The organism is Bradyrhizobium sp. STM 3566 (genome assembly GCF_045571445.1).
Classification (GTDB): domain Bacteria; phylum Pseudomonadota; class Alphaproteobacteria; order Rhizobiales; family Xanthobacteraceae; genus Bradyrhizobium; species Bradyrhizobium vignae.
The window spans coordinates 126226-145831 of the sequence record NZ_CP120692.1; the positions used below are offsets into that span (position 1 = coordinate 126226).

Annotated in this window: 18 protein-coding genes and 1 pseudogene; 13 read left to right on the forward strand and 6 right to left on the reverse strand. The window is 64.8% G+C overall.

The genetic code is table 11. The annotated features are described in order from the left end of the window. Positions 1-142: 142 nt before the first annotated feature. Both P6U27_RS00575 and queG read left to right on the forward strand, forming a co-directional pair. Positions 143-835, forward strand: a complete 693-nt coding sequence (locus tag P6U27_RS00575) for a glutathione S-transferase family protein (RefSeq protein WP_122400198.1) — start codon at positions 143-145, stop codon at positions 833-835. Continuing rightward, positions 784-1959, forward strand: a complete 1176-nt coding sequence (queG, locus tag P6U27_RS00580) for a tRNA epoxyqueuosine(34) reductase QueG (protein ID WP_129142383.1) — start codon at positions 784-786, stop codon at positions 1957-1959. The genes P6U27_RS00575 and queG overlap by 52 nt, the downstream gene beginning before the upstream one ends. A 96-nt stretch (positions 1960-2055) precedes the next feature. Here the strand turns inward: queG and P6U27_RS00585 are convergent, their stop codons facing one another. Beyond that, positions 2056-3225: an IS481 family transposase gene (locus P6U27_RS00585; RefSeq protein WP_122402679.1), complete on the reverse strand. Its 1170-nt coding sequence runs from the start codon at positions 3223-3225 to the stop codon at positions 2056-2058. Positions 3226-3419: 194 nt separating this feature from the next. Here P6U27_RS00585 and P6U27_RS00590 point away from each other — a divergent pair, with 194 nt between their 5' ends. After that, positions 3420-4217 (forward strand): acyl-CoA thioesterase domain-containing protein, encoded by a 798-nt coding sequence (locus P6U27_RS00590; protein WP_407193557.1) that lies wholly within the window; start codon positions 3420-3422, stop codon positions 4215-4217. Positions 4218-4439: 222 nt separating this feature from the next. On the opposite strand, the gene P6U27_RS00595 is transcribed toward P6U27_RS00590, so the two are convergent. After that, entirely contained in the window at positions 4440-4907 is a 468-nt protein-coding gene (locus P6U27_RS00595) for a nuclear transport factor 2 family protein (RefSeq protein WP_164937199.1), read from the reverse strand. A 213-nt stretch (positions 4908-5120) separates the two neighbouring features. After that, positions 5121-5909: a carboxylesterase gene (locus P6U27_RS00600; RefSeq protein WP_129145714.1), complete on the reverse strand. Its 789-nt coding sequence runs from the start codon at positions 5907-5909 to the stop codon at positions 5121-5123. Between the two features lie 246 nt (positions 5910-6155). On the opposite strand from P6U27_RS00600, the gene infC reads away from it, so the two are divergent. Then, on the forward strand, positions 6156-6695 hold the full coding sequence (gene infC, locus P6U27_RS00605; RefSeq protein WP_122406304.1) for a translation initiation factor IF-3: 540 nt from the start codon (positions 6156-6158) through the stop codon (positions 6693-6695). A gap of 65 nt (positions 6696-6760) precedes the next feature. Here the strand turns inward: infC and P6U27_RS00610 are convergent, their stop codons facing one another. Then, the gene (locus P6U27_RS00610; protein ID WP_129145715.1) at positions 6761-7165 is read right to left on the reverse strand and encodes a hypothetical protein; all 405 of its coding nucleotides are present in this window, start codon (positions 7163-7165) and stop codon (positions 6761-6763) included. A 272-nt stretch (positions 7166-7437) separates the two neighbouring features. On the opposite strand from P6U27_RS00610, the gene rpmI reads away from it, so the two are divergent. The 5 genes from rpmI (at position 7438) to P6U27_RS00635 (ending at position 12517) form a co-directional block, all read left to right on the forward strand. Beyond that, positions 7438-7638, forward strand: a complete 201-nt coding sequence (gene rpmI / locus P6U27_RS00615) for a 50S ribosomal protein L35 (RefSeq protein ID WP_008539890.1) — start codon at positions 7438-7440, stop codon at positions 7636-7638. Positions 7639-7718: 80 nt separating this feature from the next. After that, complete coding sequence (gene rplT / locus P6U27_RS00620; protein ID WP_027550107.1) at positions 7719-8078, forward strand: 50S ribosomal protein L20; 360 nt, start codon at positions 7719-7721, stop codon at positions 8076-8078. A gap of 184 nt (positions 8079-8262) precedes the next feature. Further along, on the forward strand, positions 8263-9345 hold the full coding sequence (gene pheS, locus P6U27_RS00625; protein WP_129145716.1) for a phenylalanine--tRNA ligase subunit alpha: 1083 nt from the start codon (positions 8263-8265) through the stop codon (positions 9343-9345). Continuing rightward, positions 9342-11750: a phenylalanine--tRNA ligase subunit beta gene (pheT, locus tag P6U27_RS00630; RefSeq protein ID WP_407193558.1), complete on the forward strand. Its 2409-nt coding sequence runs from the start codon at positions 9342-9344 to the stop codon at positions 11748-11750. The genes pheS and pheT overlap by 4 nt, the downstream gene beginning before the upstream one ends. Continuing rightward, complete coding sequence (locus P6U27_RS00635; RefSeq protein WP_129145718.1) at positions 11747-12517, forward strand: sulfite exporter TauE/SafE family protein; 771 nt, start codon at positions 11747-11749, stop codon at positions 12515-12517. Before pheT ends, P6U27_RS00635 begins: the two co-directional genes overlap by 4 nt. Positions 12518-12575: 58 nt before the next feature. Here P6U27_RS00635 and P6U27_RS00640 read toward each other — a convergent pair whose 3' ends face one another. Beyond that, the gene (locus P6U27_RS00640) at positions 12576-13964 is read right to left on the reverse strand and encodes an NAD(P)/FAD-dependent oxidoreductase (protein WP_129145719.1); all 1389 of its coding nucleotides are present in this window, start codon (positions 13962-13964) and stop codon (positions 12576-12578) included. 191 nt (positions 13965-14155) lie between these two features. On the opposite strand from P6U27_RS00640, the pseudogene P6U27_RS00645 reads away from it, so the two are divergent. Further along, positions 14156-15121, forward strand: a pseudogene (locus P6U27_RS00645) (YiiX/YebB-like N1pC/P60 family cysteine hydrolase). Positions 15122-15395: 274 nt separating this feature from the next. Here the strand turns inward: P6U27_RS00645 and P6U27_RS00650 are convergent. Beyond that, the gene (locus tag P6U27_RS00650; protein ID WP_122400208.1) at positions 15396-15671 is read right to left on the reverse strand and encodes a metal-sensitive transcriptional regulator; all 276 of its coding nucleotides are present in this window, start codon (positions 15669-15671) and stop codon (positions 15396-15398) included. Between the two features lie 74 nt (positions 15672-15745). Here P6U27_RS00650 and P6U27_RS00655 point away from each other — a divergent pair, with 74 nt between their 5' ends. The 3 genes from P6U27_RS00655 to P6U27_RS00665 all read left to right on the forward strand — a co-directional run bounded on the left by P6U27_RS00655 (position 15746) and on the right by P6U27_RS00665 (position 19603). Next, the gene (locus P6U27_RS00655) at positions 15746-18196 is read left to right on the forward strand and encodes a heavy metal translocating P-type ATPase (protein ID WP_164937200.1); all 2451 of its coding nucleotides are present in this window, start codon (positions 15746-15748) and stop codon (positions 18194-18196) included. A gap of 57 nt (positions 18197-18253) precedes the next feature. Then, complete coding sequence (gene nikR, locus P6U27_RS00660) at positions 18254-18700, forward strand: nickel-responsive transcriptional regulator NikR (protein ID WP_122406305.1); 447 nt, start codon at positions 18254-18256, stop codon at positions 18698-18700. Between the two features lie 162 nt (positions 18701-18862). After that, positions 18863-19603 carry a sulfate transporter family protein gene (locus tag P6U27_RS00665; RefSeq protein ID WP_129145722.1) on the forward strand — a complete coding sequence of 247 codons (741 nt, stop codon included), beginning with the start codon at positions 18863-18865 and terminating at the stop codon, positions 19601-19603. Positions 19604-19606 lie beyond the last annotated feature (3 nt).

Here is a 19606-nt window from a genome sequence, read left to right on the forward strand (position 1 = left end):
CGGGGCTCTTCTCGCCTATTCCCCCCAATGCTGCAATCGCAAAATGCGAAATCACGCGCTTGCTTCGCGGTTTTGAGGGACTAGTGTGGCGCCGCACAAACATTGATGGATTCTTAAGCACCATCAAATAGTCAAAGGTTTCATGTTTACGCTGTTTCATCATCCGTTCTGTCCGCATTCGCGCTTCATCCGCCTGATCGCGGGCGAATACGGGCTTGACCTGAAGCTGGTCGAGGAACGCAGCTGGGAGCGGCGCGAGGCGTTTTTGCTGCTCAATGCGGCGGGCACGACGCCCGTCCTGGTGGACGAGGAGCAGCCGCCGATCCCGGGCGCGGCCATCATCGCCGAATATGTCGACGAGGCCTATGGCGCCGGGATGGGACCCAAGCGCCTGATGCCGGAGACGACCTTCGAGCGCGTCGAGGTGCGCCGGCTGATGGCCTGGTTCAACGAAAAATTCTTCGAGGAAGTCTCGCATCCCCTCGTCACCGAGCGCATCTACAAGCGTTTCATGAGCGAGGAGAACGGCGGCGGCCCGCCTTCGGCCGACGTGATGCGCGCAGCGAAAGCCAATGTGCGCTATCATCTGGCCTATATCGGCTGGCTGGCGCAGACGCGCAATTTCCTCGCTGGCGACCGGCTCACTTACGCGGATCTCGCCGCCGCGGCGCACCTTTCGGCGATCGACTATCTGGGCGACGTGCCATGGAGCGAGGACGACGCAGCAAAGGCGTGGTACGCGCGGGTGAAATCCCGCCCGTCGTTCCGTCCGCTGCTGAGCGAATGGCTGGCTGGCGTGCCGGCGTCGCGGACCTACGTGGACCTGGATTTCTGAACTCCGATCCGACTGAACTGAAGGCGGCGCTCGAACACGAGGCGCGCGCGCTCGGCTTCGACTGCGTCGGCATCACCGCGCCGGGCACGATCGAGAGCGCCGGGAAACACTTCCTCGAATTCATCGCCTCAGGCGGCCATGGCGACATGGACTGGCTCGCGGTGCAGCCCGAGCGCCGGGTCGATCCGCGCGGACTGTGGCAGGACGTGCGCAGCGTGATCATGCTCGGCGTCAATTACGGCCCCGACCAAGATCCGCTGGCGATCCTGAAGCAGCGCACGCGCGCGGCGATCTCGGTCTATGCGCAGGGCGACGACTATCACGACCTCATCAAGAAGCGGCTGAAGGCGCTGGCGCGCTGGCTGGTCGCGACCGCCCCGTCAGAGGTGAAAGTGTTCGTCGACACCGCCGCGGTGATGGAGAAGCCGCTGGCGCAGGCCGCGCATCTCGGCTGGCAGGGCAAGCACACCAATCTGGTCTCGCGCGAGTTCGGCTCATGGCTGTTTCTCGGCGCGATCTACACCACGCTCGATCTGCCGCGCGATGCTGCCGAGATCGACCATTGCGGCTCGTGCCGGGCGTGTCTCGACATCTGCCCGACGGCGGCGTTCCCCACGCCCTACAAGCTCGATGCGCGGCGCTGTATCTCCTATCTCACCATCGAGAACAAGGGTCCGATCCCGCAGGAATTCCGCAAGGCGATCGGTAATCGCATCTATGGCTGCGATGATTGCCTCGCGGCCTGTCCGTGGAACAAGTTTGCGCGGGAGGGGCGCGAGGCAAAGCTCGCCGCGCGCGACGAATTGCGCGCGCCTTCTCTCGCCGAACTCGCGCGGCTCGACGATGCCGCATTCCGTGCGCTGTTCACGAAATCACCGGTCAAGCGCATCGGCCGCGACCGGTTCTTGCGCAACGTGCTGATTGCGATCGGCAACTCGGGCGAAGCTGCCCTGGCGGAAGAGGCGCGGCGATTGCTGGATGATGCCAACCCGCTGGTACGCGGAGCTGCGGTCTGGGCGCTGGCGCAGTTGGTGTCGCGGGAGGAGTTTGATGCGATGAGGGCCAATGCGATTGCCGACGAGCAAGACGAGAGCGTGCGCGAGGAGTGGCAGCTCGCCTCCTAATTTTCGCTGTCATGCCCCGGCTTGATCGGGGCATACGCCGCGGCTTCTCGGCTCAATCACTGCCGTCTCGGCATACTGGATCGCCCGATCAAGTGTTCAGCCCGGGGACATGACCGACGGGTGTTCGGGGACATAGCCGACACATTCTCCGCTCGCCAAGTCGATGATAGCGACTTGGTGGGCGGCAAAGAAGATCCCGTATTGCGCATCGTTTGCCGAGGGGCGGATGGCGAGGCGCTCGCCACGGAAGGCCTGTGGCACTTTCCAAAGACGTCCCTTGAAGCTGACATAGGCTTTGGTCGTGGAGACGCGGCGCACGATCTCATGGCTGTCGTATTCGACCTGTGGCAATCGATCGGGCATTGGTCGCTGGCTGGGCCGATATCGACTGGCCGGGACCTGTTGTCCGAGCGCCTCGTGTGGCCGTTCGAAGTTGTAGACTTCCCGCCAGGCGTCGAAGGCACGCTGCGTCTCTGCGAGATCGCGGAACTGTCGCAGTGCGAACACCTCAGCCGCGAGGGTGCGGTGGAATCGTTCATTCTTGCCGCGGCTTTGCGGGTGATATGGGCGGCTGTGGATGACGGCGACGCCAAGCTTGAGCAGCCACACCGAGAACCGTGTCCATCGCTCGCCGGAAGGATCACCCCAGGGCGAACCATTGTCGACGAAGAAAGCCTCCGGGAGCCCGTAGTGGCGAAAGGTCTTCTCCAAGCGGCTGCGCACGGTATCTGTGCGTTGATCGGCACAGGCCTGCAGGCACAGATCATAGCGGGAGTGGTCATCCACCACCGTCAGAGGATGGCACTGGGTATCATTGCCGAGCCGAACCCAGCCTTTGAAGTCCATCTGCCACAACAGATTGGGGGCCGGCATCTCGAAACGCTGGCTTGCCGTCGGGCCGCCGATCGGAGGCTTGATGCGGCCAGACCGACGCAAGATCTGATGAACTGTTGAGACTGCTGGCGAACGCAAGCCATTGCGCTCCAGGCAGTGAGCTATCTTGCGAGCTCCCCATGCCGGATGGGCATCGCGTACCGCGAGAATACGTGCCTCAAGCTCGCAATCGGTCTGTCCCGGGCTCGCATGCGGTCGGCGCGAGCGGTCGTCGACATTCTGATCCGCTTGCCATCGTGCAAGCCATTTGTAGCCCGTGTCGGGATGGATATTGAACCGCCGGCAGAGCTCCCGCCGGTTCGCTCCCTCCTGCATCGCAAGCCGCACGAACTCCCGCCGCTGATCCATCACCGACACCTCTCGCCAGGGCATGGACTTGGCCTCCTTTACTGCCAAATCCCTGCACTATGATGTGTCGGCTATGTCCCCGAACACCCGTCGGTCATGTCCCCGGGCTGAACATCAAGTCGGGCGATGACACCTGTTATTTTGGCAAGAGCTTTTGCCCCCTCACTCTTACGACGCCCACCCTTGATTTCCTCACCCATTCCCGCAATCTCGCGCGCATGACAAACATGCCTTTCTTCACGCGCGACGGCGATACATTCCATCCGACGGAAGTCGCCAATGGTCCATGGGATCCGACATCGCTGCACGGCCGCGTCATCGTCGGCCTGCTCGGCTTCGCGATCGAGGAACGCCATTCCGGGCCCGAATTCGTGCCGGCGCGGCTCACGGTCGACATGTTTCGGCTGCCGACGATCGACAAACCGATTCAGGTGACGACACGCCTCGTGCGTGACGGTCTGCGCATCCGCGTGGTCGAGGCGGAATTCGTCTCCGGCGGCGTCAGCATGGCGCGCGCCTCTTGCCAGCTGCTGCGCAAGACGCAGAATCCGGAGGGCAATGTCTGGTCGCCGCCGAACTGGGAGGTGCCGAAGCCATCAGACATCCCGAAACCGACCGATCCCAGGCTCGGCATGAACGGCAAATGGACCACGCGCCCCATCGTCGGCCACATGGGCTCGCTCGGGCCGCGCCGGCTGTGGATGAGCGAGGTGCGCGAGCTCGTCGCCGGCGCCCCGATGACGCCGTTCGTCCATGTCGCCGGTGGTGCCGATTTCGCCAGCCCGTTTGCCAACGCCGGCGACAAGGGACTCGGCTACATCAACAGCGACGTCACGATCTATCTGCACCGCCTGCCGGTGACGAAGTGGATCGGCTTCGAGGTGGTGAACCACCACGCCACCGACGGCGTCGCGATCGGCGAATGCTGGCTCTATGACGAACAGGGCCCGATCGGCACCGCGACGGTCGCAGCGCTGGCCCAGCGCAAGCCGATGGCAAAAGCGCCGCCGCCGTAGCCACACTGCCATTCCGGGGCATCGCGCAGCGATGACCCCGGAATCCCGCTCAACAATCTCTGGATTCTCTGATGCGCAATTGCGCACCGTAGTTCGCGCTCCGCGCGCCCCGGAATGACGGCTAGAGCGCGATGAGATTTGGATGAATCGTCATCGCGCTTTAGCTTGTTGTTTACGCATGATCTTTCCGGAAAACCGCTTCGCACTTTTCCGGATCATGCTTTAGACGAGATGCCGCCGCATCTCGGGGCGCGCCTTCAGCTTGGCGCCCTGCTTGGCCGCGATCTTCGCGATTCTTTCGGGTGCGAACTTCAAATCGACGAACGCCGGCGCGGTATTGGCGACCTCGTGATAGCTCGCGATCTTGCCGTCACGCAGCGTGATGACGGCAACACCCTCGAACATCGCCCGCGCACCGTTCGCTTCCGGCAGGGTTGATTTGTAGCTGAAGGTGTAGCGCGCATAGAGCGTGGTGCCGTCGGTGACGGGCTCGTGCATGTCCCAGCGGAAATCGGTCGCCGTACGATAGAACCAGTCATCGATCATCGCGGCGATCTTCGCGCGGCCGGCGAAGGCGCCGTAGAACACGTCGTGATAGACCCCGTCTTCGGTGAACAGCTCGGCGAAGGCACGGCCGTTGCGCTGCTCGACGGCATCGCAGAAAGCGCGCAGCATGGCAGTGGTGGTCATTGGCGCATCTCCCAATTTCTCCGTCATGCCCCGGCTTGCCGCCTTCGCTAAAGCTTCGGCGGCCGAGCACCCTTGTGGCCCCGGCGTAGCCTTGGCGGAGCCGGGACCAGGGCATCCAGTACGCCGCGGCTTCTCGGTTCAAGCACAGCCTTGGCTGGAATACTGGATCGCCCAATCAAGTCGGGCCATGACACCGAATGTTGGGCACCAGTTTCACCCGATCTCGGCCACCGCGGCAAGAATGCGCGCGATGTCTTGCGGACGCGACAGGCGGTGATCGCCGTCCTGGATCATGGTCAGGACGACATCGTCGGCCGGCAGGCGATGGGTCAGCGCAAACGCGTGCTGCCAGGGCACGTCGGGATCCTGCGCGCCTTGCAGGATGCGGACGGGGCAGCCGAGATCGATGGCGCTGCCGAGCACGAGGTGATTGCGGCCCTCCTCGATCAGGTTCCGCGTGATCGGATAGGGTGAGCCGTCGCCGTATTCCGAGGGCCGAAGCCAGACGCCTTTGGTCTCGATCTCTTTCTTCACCGCGGCCGAGAAATTCTTCCACATGAGCTCCTCGGTGAAGTCGGGCGCCGGCGCGATCAGGACGAGACCGGCCAGCGACGCTTTGCCAGGACGCTTCTTGATCTCGCGCGCGAGCAGCAGCGCCATCCAGCCGCCCATGGACGAGCCGATCAGGACCTGCGGGCCGTCGCAAAACCGCTCGAACACCGCGACGCTTTCCTCCAGCCAGCGTCCGATGGTTCCGTCGGCGAAATCGCCGCCGGACTCGCCGTGGCCGGAATAGTCGAACCGGACCATTGCGCGGCCGTGATCCCGGGCCCAGGCGTCCAGCGCCAAGGCCTTGCTGCCCTGCATGTCCGATTTGAATCCGCCGAGCCAGACCAATCCGGGTCCCTGTCCACGCCGACTGCGCACCGCGATCCTGCGTGCGGACAGGCCCTCGCCCACATCGATGAAGTCGAGCATGGCATCAGGAATTATGTCGGTCATGGAACGTTTACTCTGGCTGTGCGGTTTGAGCTGTTTGGACGCGTCCCGCAGCTCAATTCGGTGGCGGCATTGCCCTTTGGGACGCTTGCGGAACAGATGCAAGGTGTCTATGTCGTCAGCGCGCCCAGGCGTGACCAAAATGCCTCGCATTTGAGGGTTTTTCGCGTTTCGCCGAGCGACTTGCTTGCCGGCAAACGCATCTTGCTTCAAAATAGCCGCTTCCTTCACAACTTTGGAGAACCACCCATTCGCCGTCCTAATAAAGCTCCGCCCGCTGCCAGCAAAGACGGGCCACGCATCAATGATGATATCCGCAATGCGCAGATCCAGCTGATCGACCAAACCGGTGACAACAAAGGAGTGGTCGAGACCGTCGTCGCCATCCGGATGGCTCAGGAAGTCGGCATGGATCTGGTCGAGATTTCGCCGAATACCAGCCCTCCCGTCTGCAAGATCATGGACTACGGGAAGTACAAGTATTCCGCGCAGAAGAAAGCCGCGGAAGCTCGTAAGCGGCAGAAGACGGTCGAGATCAAGGAGATCAAGCTCCGCCCGATGATCGACGACCACGATTACGACGTGAAGATGCGCGCCATGCAGCGGTTCTTCGAAGAGGGCGACAAGGTCAAGATCACGCTGCGCTATCGTGGCCGCGAAATGGCGCACCAGGAGATCGGCACCAAGCTTTTGGACAAGATCAAGACCGACGTCGCCGAGCTCGCCAAGGTCGAACAGGACGCGCGGTTCGAAGGTCGCCAGGTCGTCATGGTGCTGGCGCCGCGCTGACGCGAAGCGCTTTGGGGACTGAGAATTCAGCGGCCCGTCCGGATCTCCGGCGGGCCGTTTGTGTGTCAGATCCTCCTCGCCTGCCAGGTGCCGCTGCACCGGTCGCCGGAGATGACGCCCTTCCATGAACCGGCGCCGTTCAGGCCCGCGAGCCGGCCGCCGCCGCTGGCATGGGAGGCGCCGACCGAAACCTGGACGGCGACGGCCCCGGAGTGGTTGACCCGGCCCGAGACCCGGCCGCCGCCGGCGGACGAGACGCGGCTGCCTGTCACGACGAAGGGAACGCTGTAGCCCGAGCTGCAATTGCCGCGGGTGGTGGCGAAGGTGACGTTCCAGATGCCGTCATAGCCGCCGGCGCGGGCGTCGGCGGTCTGTGGCAGCGCAGCCGTGGCGAGCACGGCGAACGGCGCCAGATGGCGGGGCCGGGCGAAATTCGCCAGCGAAGAGAGAAATTGCGGGAAAGGGGCCATTTTGGTCCTGCTTCAGGCACAAGGCTTGGAGATGAGGGGTGGCAACCTCCAATAGTCGGCGGGCAGGTTTCGGCGGTTCATCGTTGCCAATTGGCTTGTCCTCTGTCATAAGCCCAGCCTTCATCGCCCGGCTGATTAAGGGCTGCCGTGGCGGTGTTTCGTGCGGGTTTCGCGCTTGTTCGTAAAACCTGAGCACAATCAACGCTCTAACGAGCATTTTTGACGGCCAGCCGCCTTCGCGGGCGAATCTCTATGGCCATTAGGAGAGCCAAATGCCCAAGCTGAAGACCAAATCGGGCGCTAAAAAGCGCTTCAAGGTGACTGCCACCGGCAAAGTGATGCACGCCCAACGCGGCAAGCGTCACGGCATGATCAAGCGGACGAAGAAGCAGATCCGTCAGCTCCGCGGCACCCGCGTGCTGTTCAAGACCGACGGCGACAACGTCAAGAAATACTTCTTGCCGAACGCCTGATCGCGTCCACGATCACTGCCAGCCTCGCCGCGCATCCCGCGGCAATCCGATAACCAAAGTCATCTCTGAAGGATTTCGTCATGTCTCGCGTCAAACGCGGTGTGACCGCCCACGCCAAGCACAAGAAGGTCTACAAGGCCGCCAAGGGTTTCTACGGCCGCCGCAAGAACACCATCCGCGCCGCCAAGCCGGCCGTGGAGAAGGCCCAGCAATACGCCTTCCGCGACCGCAAGCGTCGCAAGCGCACTTTCCGCGCGCTCTGGATCCAGCGCCTCAACGCTGCCGTCCGTCCGTTCGGCCTGACCTACAGCCGATTTATCGACGGCCTCGCCAAGTCGGGCATCACCGTGGACCGCAAGGTGCTGTCGGATCTCGCGATCCGCGAGCCCGCCGCGTTCCAGGCGATCGCCGAGAAGGCCAAGGCCGCGCTGGCGGCGTAAGCCGTCTTGCACTGTGCTCGCAGCGTTCAGCTTGTGATGGCCCGGTCAGGGGCGCGCCTCGCGCTTTACTGCCCCGGCCGTCACCTGTCGCGCCAATACACTTCTCCGACGTGGATGTCCGGCACAATGCCGGGCGTGACGGGCTAGGATCATCGGCTCAGCATCCTGGCCAAAAGGGATTGCCATGACCGATCTTGCCCAGCTCCAAGCCCAGATCATCGCCGACATCGCCGCCGCCTCCGACGAGGCTGCGTTGGAAGCCGTGCGTGTTGCAGCCCTCGGCAAGAAGGGCTCGATCTCGGCGCTCCTCGCCACCCTCGGCAAGATGTCGCCGGACGAACGCAAGACGCAAGGCGCCGCGATCAATCAGGCCAAGGACGAAGTCGGCCAGGCGCTCGCCGCGCGACGCGACGTGCTGAAGTCGGCAGCGCTCGAAGCCCGGCTCGCCTCCGAGACCGTCGATGTCACCCTGCCGCTGCGCGATGCCGCAGCGGAAACCGGCCGCATCCATCCGCTGAGTCAGGTCTGGGACGAGCTGACCACCATCTTCGCCGACATGGGCTTCTCGGTGGCCGAAGGCCCCGACATCGAGACCGATGACTACAACTTCACAAAACTGAATTTCCCGGAAGGCCATCCGGCGCGCGAGATGCACGACACGTTCTTCTTCCATCCGAAGGAGGACGGCTCGCGCATGCTGCTGCGAACCCACACCTCGCCGGTGCAGGTGCGCACCATGCTGAGCCAAAAGCCGCCGATCCGGGTGATCTGCCCGGGCCGCACCTATCGCATCGATTCGGACGCGACCCACACGCCGCAATTCCATCAGGTCGAAGGCCTCGTCATCGACAAGACCTCGCATCTCGGCCACCTCAAATGGATCCTGCACGAGTTCTGCAAGGCGTTCTTCGAGGTCGATCACATCAACATGCGCTTCCGCCCCTCGTTCTTCCCGTTCACCGAGCCGTCGCTGGAGGTCGACATCCAGTGCCGCCGCGACAAGGGCGAGATCCGCTTCGGCGAGGGGGAGGACTGGCTCGAGATCCTCGGCTGCGGCATGGTGCATCCGAACGTGTTGCGCGCCTGCGGCATCGATCCCGACGAGTACCAGGGTTTTGCCTGGGGCATGGGCATCGACCGCATCGCCATGCTGAAATACGGCATCGCCGACCTGCGCCAGCTGTTCGACAGCGACGTCCGCTGGCTGTCCCATTACGGCTTCAAGCCGCTCGAAGTGCCAACGCTTGCCGGAGGGCTGAGCTCGTGAAATTCACCCTCTCCTGGCTGAAGGACCATCTCGACACCGACGAGCCGCTCGAAAAGCTCGCCGACAAGCTCACCATGATCGGGCTAGAGGTCGAGAACATCGAGGACGAGGCGAAGGCGCTCAAGCCCTTCACCATTGCGAGGGTGATCTCGGCCGAGCAGCATCCGAATGCCGATCGGCTGCGGGTCTGCATGGTCGACACCGGTGACGGTGGCGCGCCGGTGCAAGTCGTGTGCGGCGCGCCGAATGCGCGGGCCGGGCTCATCAGCGTGTTCTCGCCGCCCGGCACCTACATTCCCGGCAAGGACATCACGCTGGGCGTCGGCACCATTCGCGGCGTCGAGAGCCGCGGCATGCTGTGCTCGGCGGCTGAGCTCCAGATCTCGAATGACCATGAAGGCATCATGGAATTGCCGGCGGATGCACCGATCGGCGCGGCTTATGCCGAATGGGCCGGCCTCGGCGATCCCGTGGTCGAGATCAACCTGACGCCGAACCGGCAGGACTGCACCGGCGTGCACGGCATCGCGCGCGATCTTGCCGCCGCCGACATGGGCAAGTTCAAGGACCCGACGATCAAGCCGATCAAGGGCGAATTCCCGTGCCCGGTGAAGGTCACTGTCGAGGACGCAACGCTGTGTCCGGGCTTCGCACTGCGCCTCCTGCGCGGCGTCAAGAACGGGCCTTCGCCGGAATGGCTGCAGAAGCGGCTGACCGCGATCGGGCTGCGCCCGATCAACGCGCTGGTCGACATCACCAACTTCATGACCTTCGACCGCGCGCGGCCGCTGCACGTGTTCGACGCCAAGAAGGTGAAGGGCAATCTCGTCGTGCGCCGCGCACGCGAGGGCGAGAGCCTGCTCGCGCTCGACGGCCGCACCTACAATCTCGATCCCGCCATCTGCGTGATCGCGGACGAGCGCGGCGTCGAATCGCTCGCCGGCATCATGGGCGGCGAAGCCTCGGGCTGCGACGAGACCACGACCGACGTGCTGATCGAATCGGCGCTGTGGAACGAGATCAATATTGCCCAGACCGGCCGCAAGCTCGGCATCAATTCGGATGCACGCTACCGCTTCGAGCGCGGCGTCGATCCGGCCTTCATGGTGCCGGGGCTGGAGCTCGCGACCAGGCTGGTGATGGAGATGTGCGGCGGCACGCCGTCCGAGACTGTCGTGGTCGGCAAATCCTTCGCCGACGACCGCGTGATCGACTTCCCGGTCACGGAAGTGAAGCGCCTGTCCGGCATCGAAGTGCCTCAGGTCGAGATGAAGCGTATCCTGACCCATCTCGGCTTCATGATGGCGGGCCCCGGCCCGGTGGTGAAGGTGGCAGTCCCCTCTTGGCGCTCCGACGTGCACGGCAAGGCCGACATCGTCGAGGAGATCGTGCGCATCTTCGGCGTCGACAAGGTGCCGATGACGCCGTTCGAGCGCGGCGAGGACGCGCGCAAATCCGTGCTGACGCCGCTCCAGCTGCGCACCCGCCGCGCGCGGCGCGCGCTGGCGAGCCGCGGCATGGTCGAGGCCGTGACCTGGTCGTTCATCGCCAAGCCTGCGGCAAAATTGTTCGGCGGCGGTCAGCGCGAGCTCGAAGTGGCCAATCCGATCGCCTCTGATCTCTCCGACATGCGTCCGACCTTGCTCGCGGGCCTGATCGCGGCCGCGCAGACCAATGCCGATCGCGGCTTCGGCGATGTCGCACTGTTCGAGGTCGGTCAGGTGTTCAAGGGTGATCGCCCGCAGGACCAGTTCATGGCGGCGAGCGGCGTGCGCCGCGGCCTTGCTTCGTCCGAAGGTCTCGGACGGCACTGGACCGGCTCCGCCCAGGCTGACGTGTTCGACGCCAAGGCCGATGCGCTGGCGGTGCTGGCTGCGGCCGGCGCGCCGATGCAGGCGCTGCAGATCGTCGCCGGCGGTCCCGGCTGGCTGCATCCGGGCCGCTCCGGCACGATCCAGATCGGGCCGCAGAACGTGCTCGGCAGTTTCGGCGAGGTGCATCCCCGTGCGCTCGAGGCGCTCGGCGCCGACGGTCCGTTGATGGTGTTCGAGGTGATCCTCGACCGCATCCCGGAGGCGAAGAAGAAGCCGACCCGCGCCAAGCCGCTGATCGAGCTTTCGGCGTTCCAGCCTGTTACGCGCGACTTCGCCTTCATCGTTGAGCGCACGGTGAAGGCCGGCGACATCGTGCGTACGGCGCAGGGCGTCGACAAGAAGCTGATCACTGGCGTCAACGTCTTCGACGTCTACGAGGGCAAGGGCATCGAAGACGGCAAGAAGTCTATCGCCATCGCGGTGACGATCCAGCCGCGTGAGAAGACCCTGACCGACCAGGAGATCGAGGCCGTCGGTGCCAAGATCGTGGCCGAGGTCACGAAGAAGACCGGTGGCACCTTGCGGGGATGAGTCTCGCCGGCTTTCTCCCGCAGGACGTCAGCCTCACCATTGCGATGGCGCTCTGCGCCGTCGCTTTCGTTTCGGGCACCGCCCGCGGCTTTTCCGGCTTCGGCTCGGCGCTGATTTTCATGCCGCTGGCGAGCAGCATCGCGGCGCCGCGGCTCGTTGCCGCCTTGCTGCTCGTCATCGATTTCGTCGCGGCAGCGCCGCTGCTGCCTGACGCATGGCGCAAGGCGGACCGCAAGGCCACCGCCGTGATCGTGCTGGGTGCCCTGATCGGCGTGCCCGCCGGCACATACTTTCTCAGCGTGCTCGAGCCCGTCACCACGCGCTGGATCATCTCCTGCTTCGTCGCAGCGCTGTTGCTTCTGCTGCTGTCGGGCTGGCGCTATCGCGGCAAGGACCACACCTGGCTCTCGGTCGGCATCGGCAGCCTCTCCGGCTTCTGCAGCGGCCTCGCGCAGACCGGCGGCCCGCCGATCGTCGGCTACTGGCTCGGCCGTCCGATCGCCCCGATCGTCGCGCGCGCCAACATCGTACTGTTCTTCGGCGCGTCCGATTTCTTCTCGATGGTCAGCTATGCGACAACGGGTTTGATCAGTCGCGAATCGCTGGTGCTCTCGCTGATCGTCGGCCCCGTCTACGCGCTCGGGGTCGCGTTCGGTGCTTCGCTGTTCGGGCGCGCGAACGAAAAGGTGTTTCGCGGCATTTGTTACGGGCTGATCGCGCTGGCGGTGATTGCGGGGCTGCCAGCGCTGGACGGGGTGTTGCGCTGAAATCTCAACCGCGCGCTTGTCCGGGACGACGGCGCAGTTTGTTGCAACTTGGTTGCCCCTACTGCCGCGGCACGCGCCGCTTCTTCGTCGACTGCGTCGGCACGTCGGCCGGCTCGTCCCTGAGCGCGCCGATCTTGCGCAAGGCTGCATCCGCAGCACGCTCGCCACTTTCCCAGGCACCGTCGACAGTGCCCCACAGCGTCTCGTGCGTGGCTTCGCCGGCGAGGAACATGTTGCCGATCGGCTCGGCCAAGGTTTTCCGCGAGAGCTGACCGCCCGGCGAAGCCGCCGACATCGCGCCCAGCACGAAGGGCGAGGCATTCCAGCGCGTGGCGCTGGTCTTCTGCACGGCGGCGGCGGCCTCGCTGCCGAACAGCTTTGTGATCCACTCCTTGGCGAAAGCGACCATGGCCTTCTCGCCCTGCTCGGTGAGATCGCGGCCGAACGAGCCGCCGACATCGATCGAGCACAGCGAGGAGCCGCCGATATTCGCGTACATCAGTGCCGTGCGCATCGAATCGCTCTGCTCGATCAGGATGTCGTCGCGCGACAGGCCGAGCGGATTGCCCGGCAATTGCAGCACGATCCGATCGTAGCTTCCTAGGCTGAGCTTGGATGCCGCGTCCAACGTCCGCTTGGGGATATCGGGTGCGAACTTGATCGCTCCCGATGTCAGCACATTGGTCGAGACCGTGACGATGGCGGCGCGCGCGGCGATCTTGCCGGCTTGCGTCTCCACGCTGACGTCGCGGTTGCTCCAGGCGATGCGGCTCGCCGGCGTCGACAGCGCCACCGGCGCCTGCTCGGCAAGCTTGGTGATCAGCGTGCCGAGGCCCTGGCGGCAGGCGATCGCCGCGTTGCGGTCCTGCGCGCGCCCCTTGTCGATCGCGGACAGTTCCTTCAGGTCCTTGCCGGCGAAGCCCGCGCCCAGCATGAACTCGGCCGCGCCGGCCCAATCGCCGAGATCCTTGGGCAGCACGGACGCGCAGGATGTATCCAGCTTGCCGCGCGCGGCCTCGTCGATGGCGCGGTTGGCGCGCACCAGCGCCGCCAGGAACTGCTCCGTCTCGCCCGCGCGCGCATTGCGGCGGCCGATGCGCATCTTCTGGCCCGATGGCGCCGGCAGCACGTCGAGCCCGACGCTGCGCGCCAGCCGGATCATGGGGTTCGTGTCGGGATTGTGCATCCAGCGCGCGCCGCGGTCGAACGGCGTGTCGAACGTCGTACTATCCGTGATGCAGCGGCCGCCGACTTGCGATGCCGCTTCCACCACGACGACCTTGCGGCCCATCGCGATGATGCGCCGCGCCGCGGCAATTCCCGCAGCTCCCGCACCGATCACGACGATGTCGACCTCACGTGGCAGGGGTGCGGCGGTTGCGCGCAGCACCGGCATCGCCGCAAAAGCCGCCGACGCCGAAAGGAAACCGCGGCGCGTGATTGTCATGTCATGGTTTCCGGGGACTTGCGGCGAACGGGAACAGCCCGCGAACCTTGCCGTATCTGATGTTGCGCAGCAACCATCATGGTGAATCAATCCGCTTGATCTCGCAGAGTGATGAACCGAATTGCAACACGTTTCGACCATGATAGAGAAGGGAAAAAGACGGCCGGAGAAGGTCGTGGGGGGAGTTCGACATGGGGACGGTCCTGGATTCAGTCGGCAAGCTGATTGCCGCGTACCTCTCAAAGGAGGTGCCGGGCTATGAGCCGTTCACGCCGAGCGACCCGGAGCATCTGCGCGGCGTCATCGAGCCCGGCGACGTGCTGCTCGTCGAAGGCAACAACCGGATCTCCGGCATCATCAAATATCTGACGCAGTCGACCTGGTCGCATGCCGCGCTCTATGTCGGCCCGATCGAGGGGGCGGAGGAGCCCAACGGCGAGCCGCATGTGCTGATCGAAGCCAATATCGGCGAAGGCGTCACCTCCGCACCGCTGTCGAAATATTTCCCCTATCACACCCGCATCTGCCGCCCGGTCGGGCTGTCCCATGAGGACCGCACCACGGTCTGCCGCTATGCGATCAACCGCATCGGCTTCGGCTACGATACCAAGAACATCATTGATCTCATGCGTTACCTGTTCCCGCTGCCGATACCGCAGCGTTGGCGTCGGCGCATGATCGCGATCGGCTCGGGCGATCCGACCAAGATCATCTGCTCGGCGCTGATCGCGCAGGCCTTCGACGCCGTGCGCTATCCGATCCTGCCGAAGATCACCAAAGCAGGCAGCCGCGCCGCCCGTCGCGAGATCCTGCACATCCGCGATTCCTCGCTCTACATGCCCCGCGACTTCGACATCTCGCCCTATTTCGAAGTCGTCAAACCCACCATCGTGCACGGGTTCGACTACACCGCCCTGCACTGGGCCGACAAGCAGAAGCCGCTCGAGGAGGTGGCGGGCACTTTCAGTGTGTTTCCAGAAACGCTCCGTGCGCCGCCGCTCGTTCCTGAGGCGATTGACGAAGAGGCGTCGGCTGAGATTTCGGCTGAAGAAGTGAACGCATAGCCCGCGGAGATCACCGCCGCGTTCTCCGAGCGTTTCGTGCTGCTGTGCGAGCTCGCGATCTACCGCGCGCGCGAGCGGGGGATCGCGGCGTAGCCCCACCGTCGTCCCGGCGCAGGCCGGGACCCATACCGCGTGATCCATCGAGTACGGGCGATAGCGGTATCGAACAGCCAGTCTTCGCCAAAACCCTCCCTGGGGTTATGGGTCCCGGCCTGCGCCGGGACGACAGCTGGGGTGTAGCGCGATGATCTCGCCTCTTCACCGTCATTGCGAGCGCAGCGAAGCAAACCCAGACTGTTACCGTGGCGGCAGTCTGGATTTGCTTCGTCGCAAGAGCTCCTCGCAATGACGGTGGAGAGAGCGCGCGCTATCGCTCCGCCCGTCCGATCACCGCCATCAGCTCCGCGATCTTCTCGCGCTGATCGGCCTTGTCGCCGCTCGCGATGGCGTGCTCGACGCAATGGGCGACATGGTCCTTCAGGATCTCTTCCTCGACCCGGCGCAGCGCGGCACGCACCGCCGAGATCTGCGTGACGATGTCGATGCAGTAGCGGTCTTCCTCTACCATTTTCGAGAGGCCACGAACCTGGCCCTCGATCCGGCCGAGACGTTTTCCGACAGATGTCTTGATGTCCTTGCGCATGGGCTCTATATACCCCTACAGGGTATAGGTTGCAAGCCCACGGACGAGCCCGCGTAAAAGGCCGGAGCATGGCAATGAACAACAACGCACACGAGCATCGTCACGACGCGGAAACGCATTCCGGATGCGGCTGTTCCACGAAGGCTACACCGCCGGCGGCCAAGCCGGAGGCCTCCTCGTGCTGTGGCGGCCACGGCGATCATGCCGGCCATCCCCATCCTCACGGTGAAGCAGCAACGAAGGTGAAAGACCCCGTCTGCGGCATGACGGTCGATCCCGCGACCTCGAAGCATCGCTTCGAGCATCACGGAGAGATCTTTCATTTCTGCTCGGCCGGCTGCCGCACCAAATTCGCCGCCGATCCCGCAAAATATCTCGCGAAGGAGAAGGCACCCGAGCCTGAGATGCCCGCAGGCACGATCTATACCTGCCCGATGCATCCCGAGATCCGTCAGGTCGGCCCGGGCACCTGCCCGATCTGCGGCATGGCGCTGGAGCCGGAGATCGCAAGCCTGGAGACTGGTCCCAATCCGGAGCTCGCCGACATGACGCGGCGGTTCTGGATCGGCGGCGTGCTGGCGCTGCCGGCGGTGGTGCTGGAGATGGGCGGCCATCTCGCAGGTCCGCACAACTGGATCGATCCGACGCTGTCGAACTGGATCCAGCTCGTCTTCGCCACACCCGTAGTGCTGTGGGCGGGCTGGCCGTTCTTCGTTCGCGGCTGGCAATCACTGCTGACGCGCAACCTCAACATGTTCACGCTGATCGCGATGGGCACCGGCGTTGCCTATGTCTACAGCGTCCTCGGCACCGTCACGCCGCAGATCTTCCCCACCACCTTCCGCGGCCATGAAGGCGCGGTTGCGGTCTATTTCGAGGCGGCGGCCGTCATTACCGTGCTGGTGCTGCTCGGTCAGGTGCTCGAGCTGCGCGCCCGGGATGCGACGTCGGGCGCGATCAAGGCGCTGCTCCAGCTTGCGCCCAAGACCGCGCGTCGCGTTGACGCTGACGGCAGCGAGCATGAGGTCGAGATCGACACGCTCCATGCCGGCGACCGCTTGCGCGTCCGTCCCGGCGAGAAGGTGCCGGTGGATGGCACCATCCTGGAGGGGCGCTCCTCGCTCGACGAATCCCTCGTGACAGGCGAATCCATGCCGGTCACCAAGGACACCGGCGCCAGGGTCATTGCCGGCACGCTGAACCAATCGGGCAGCTTCATCATGCGTGCCGACAAGGTCGGGCGCGAGACGCTGCTGTCGCAGATCGTGCAGATGGTCGCAGACGCGCAGCGCTCGCGCGCACCGATCCAGCGCCTGGCCGACCAGGTCGCCGGCTGGTTCGTGCCGACGGTGATCGTCGTCGCTATCGCCGCCTTTGCCGCCTGGTCGTGGTTCGGACCGGAGCCGCGGCTCGCCTTCGGCCTGGTCGCGGCGGTCAGCGTTCTGATCATCGCCTGCCCCTGTGCGCTGGGCCTGGCGACCCCGATGTCGATCATGGTCGGCGTCGGCCGCGGTGCGCAAGGCGGCGTGCTGATCAAGAACGCGGAGGCGCTGGAGCGGATGGAGAAGATCGACACGGTGGTGGTCGACAAGACCGGCACGCTGACCGAGGGCAAGCCCAAGGTGGTCGCGATCGTGCCGGCGTCCGGCTTTGCGGAAGACGACATCCTCCGGCTTGCGGCCACCGTCGAACGCGCCAGCGAGCATCCCCTAGCTGATGCGATCGTGCGCGCGGCCAAGGAGAGGCAGCTCGCCCTTGGCCAAGTCGAGCAATTCGATTCGCCGACGGGCAAGGGTGCGACCGGCAAGGTCGACGGCAAGACCGTCGTGCTCGGCAATGCCAAATATCTGACCTCCATCGGCATCGAGACCAAGACGCTCGACACCGAAGCCGAACGGCTGCGCGGCGACGGCGCGACCGTGATCAACATGGCCGTCGATGGCCGGCTGGCCGGCCTGTTCGCGATCGCCGATCCGGTCAAGGCCTCGACGCCGGAGGCGCTGAAAGCGCTGGCCGATGAAGGCATCAAGGTGATCATGCTGACCGGCGACAATCGCACGACGGCGGAGGCCGTGGCGCGCCGGCTCGGCATCGCCGAGGTCGAGGCCGAGGTGCTGCCGGACCAGAAGAGCGCGGTGGTGACAAAGCTGCAAAAGGGCGGCCGCAGCGTCGCGATGGCCGGCGACGGCATCAACGACGCGCCGGCACTGGCAGCGGCCGAAGTCGGCATCGCCATGGGCACCGGCACGGATGTGGCGATGGAGAGTGCCGGCGTGACGCTGCTGAAGGGCGACCTGATCGGCATCGTGCGCGCGCGAAAACTGTCGCAGGCGACGATGAACAACATCCGCCAGAACCTGTTCTTCGCCTTCATCTACAACGCCGCCGGCATTCCGATCGCGGCCGGCATCCTCTATCCGGCGTTCGGTCTGTTGCTCTCCCCGATCATCGCGGCAGCGGCGATGGCGCTGTCCTCGGTGAGCGTGGTCGGCAATGCGCTGCGGCTTCGTGCAACGCGGCTGTGAGGGTCGCAAAATCCGTGTAAAACGGGTCCATTCGGCGAGATGCGCGGAGGGGACCTGATGCAGCGGATTACGATCACGATCGAGGACGACCTCCTGGCGGAGATCGATGCCGCGGCGGAAGCGCGCGGCTATCAGAACCGCTCCGAGATCATCCGCGACCTCGCGCGCGCCGGGCTTCAGCAATCCACCGAGGACACCGCCCAGACCGGCCAATGCGTCGCGGGCCTCGTCTATGTCTACGACCACGCCGCGCGCGATCTATCAAAGCGGCTGGTGCAGGAATTCCACGGCCACCATGATCTCGCACTGGCAACGCTGCACGTCCACCTCGACGACAACAATTGCATGGAGATGACGGCGCTGCGCGGCGCGGCCTCCGAGGTGAGGCATTTCGCCGACCACATCATCGCCGAACGCGGCGTGCGCTACGGCCGCGTGGTGATGATCCCGACCGGGGAAGGGAAGCAGGCGAGGGCGCGCAAGCACGGACATCGGCATGGGTAGACAGTAGCTCTCGTGCCCCGGACGCGGCGCAGCGCTCCTTCAGCGGAGCGCCGCATCCGGGACACGAGACCGTCAAGCCGCTGGCCACAGCAGGCCAGCCTCCCTTGCCGAAATCGCCCTGCATGTCTACCTCTCGCGGGTCGTCTCGTGAAAGGGTGCCCCATGCTTGATGCCGCCATCAAGGCGCTGTCGCAAATGATCTCGCCGCCGATGCGCTCGATCCTGTGGCGATCGATCGGGCTGGCGCTGGTGCTGATCACCGTGCTGGCGATCGGCTTGCAGCGGCTGCTCAGCTGGTTTGCAACCTCCGGCGAGGTGTGGCTGGAAGGCCTGCTTGGACCGGGCTGGCATTCATCGCTCGAAATCCTGTCCTGGATCGTCTCGATCGCGGCGGGCCTCGGTGTCGTGTTCGGCGGCATTTTCCTGATGCCTGCGATCACCTCACTGGTGGCGAGCCTGTTCGTCGACGACGTCGCCAACATCGTCGAGCGCGAGCATTATCCGGCCGAACGACCCGGCACGGCGCTGCCGTTCACCCAGGCGATGTTCGAGGGCATCAAGACCGCGCTACTGACCATCGTGGTTTATCTCGCCGCGCTGCCGCTGGTGCTGTTCGCCGGCGCCGGTTTCCTGATCTTCTTCCTCGCCGCCGCCTGGCTGCTCGGCCGCGAATATTTCGAGCTCGCCGCGATGCGCTTCCGCCCACCGGAGGGAGCCAAGGCGATGCGGCGCGACAATGCCGCGACCATCTTCACCGCCGGCCTGTTCATCGCCGCCTTCGTCTCGATCCCGATCGTCAACCTGGCGACGCCGATCTTCGGCATGGCCTTCATGGTCCACATGCACAAGCGCCTGTCAGGCCCGCGGCCCGAGCTGATCGAGCCGGCGCGGCAGGCGCGGTAACCC